At 46.9% G+C, this 1726-nt stretch carries 2 protein-coding genes; one reads left to right on the forward strand and one right to left on the reverse strand.

Annotation, left to right across the window (positions count from 1 at the left end):
- The first annotated feature begins 179 nt into the window (after positions 1-179).
- Positions 180-1370, forward strand: coding sequence for a thiolase family protein (locus tag A3738_RS14300; protein ID WP_068476262.1), 1191 nt, complete (start codon positions 180-182; stop codon positions 1368-1370).
- 66 nt (positions 1371-1436) lie between these two features.
- On the opposite strand, the gene A3738_RS14305 is transcribed toward A3738_RS14300, so the two are convergent.
- A partial coding sequence (locus A3738_RS14305) for an NAD(P)H-dependent oxidoreductase (RefSeq protein WP_197473863.1) occupies positions 1437-1726 on the reverse strand: 290 nt, incomplete at its 5' end.

Genomic DNA, 1726 nt, shown 5'->3' on the forward strand with positions numbered 1-1726 from the left:
TAAAAACAGGCCGGCAATGCTATCACCAGACGTGGGCTAAGTCACTGAATCAACAGAGCGCCATAACCATTATAACGCGCACAAACTTTGCTCAACTATTTCCTGATTGGGCTACTTACATTAAACTAGCGCGCCTCTAAAAGAGCGATCCGATTAACCTCTGATGTATAGGAATAAACATGTCAGCATATTCAGATAACGATGTCGTCATCGTTGCAGCAAAACGTACCGCAATGGGTAGCTTCGGTGGCAGCCTAAGCACAACTCCAGCTCCAGAACTTGGCGCAGCAGCGATTAAAGCGAGCATCGAGCAGGCTGGCATTGCAGCAAGCGATATTGATGAAGTGATCATGGGTCACGTTCTTCCAGCAGGTGTTGGTCAAGCCCCAGCTCGACAAGCATCACTTGGCGCAGGCATCCCAGACAGCGTGCCAACCACAACGATCAACAAAATGTGTGGTTCGGGCATGAAAGCAGTGATGCAAGCATTTGACGCGATCAAGGCAGAATCTTGTGAGTTAATGGTTGCTGGCGGCCAAGAAAACATGTCGCTTGCACCTTACATTGTTCCTAAAGCACGCACGGGTTACCGTTTAGGTCACGGCGAGCTTCTAGATCACATGTTCTATGATGGACTTGAAGACAAGTACACCAGCAAATTGATGGGTAAGTTTGCTGATGAAAACAGCCAAGAAGATGGTTTAAGTCGTGAAGACATGGACGCGTACACCTTGCGTTCACTAGAGCGTGCTCAGACAGCGACAAACGAAGGTTGGTTCGCTGAAGAAATTGTTCCTTTCACAGTTAAGTCGCGTAAAGGTGAAGTTGTTTTTGATAAGGATGAGCTTCCTGGTCAAGCACGCCCTGAAAAAATCCCTTCACTTCGTCCAGCATTCGACAAGAATGGCGTTGTAACTGCAGCTAACTCATCAGCAATTTCTGATGGTGCGGCAGCTGTAATTCTTTGTTCTGGAAAAGTTGCAAAAGAAAAAGGTTTAACGCCACTAGCGGTAATTCGTGCGACTTCTTCTCACGCAGAAGCTCCAGCGAAATTTACGCACGCACCATGTGGCGCTATTGAAAAAGTATTGAACAAAACAGGTTGGGCTTCAGCTGATGTTGACTTGTTCGAAGTGAATGAAGCCTTCGCAATGGTTGCAATGACAGCAATGAATGCGCACAACATTCCAGCTGAGAAGATCAACATTCACGGCGGTGCAGTAGCACTTGGTCACCCTGTTGGTGCTTCAGGCGCACGTATTATTGCTACGTTGATCTACGCCCTTAAGAAAGAAGGTAAGGCAAAAGGTCTTGCTAGTTTGTGTATCGGTGGTGGTGAAGCGACTGCAGTAACACTAGAACTTATCTAATAAGTTCGGGGTCGGAGTACATATGTACTCCGACCCCAATATTCCTAACAACAACCCGGCTTCCGACTAAAACGATTCAGCTAGTTCTTCAATTTTCGCACGCGCTTTCTCAGAAGCAGCATCGCGATTCGCATTCGTTGCATCCGCAGCAATCACCTCAACATTTTTTACGCCGATAAATGCTGCAACTTGCTTCATGTACGGTACAACGAAATCGACAGGACTGCCTACCGGCGCGCCACCCGTTGAAACAACTAAGTACATCGTATCAATGTTCAACAAACCCTCTGGGCCATTTTCTGTATAACGGAAAGTTTCACCAACACGACAAATCATATCGACCCATGCTTTTAGTG

It is taken from the genome of Oleiphilus sp. HI0066, from assembly GCF_001635725.1.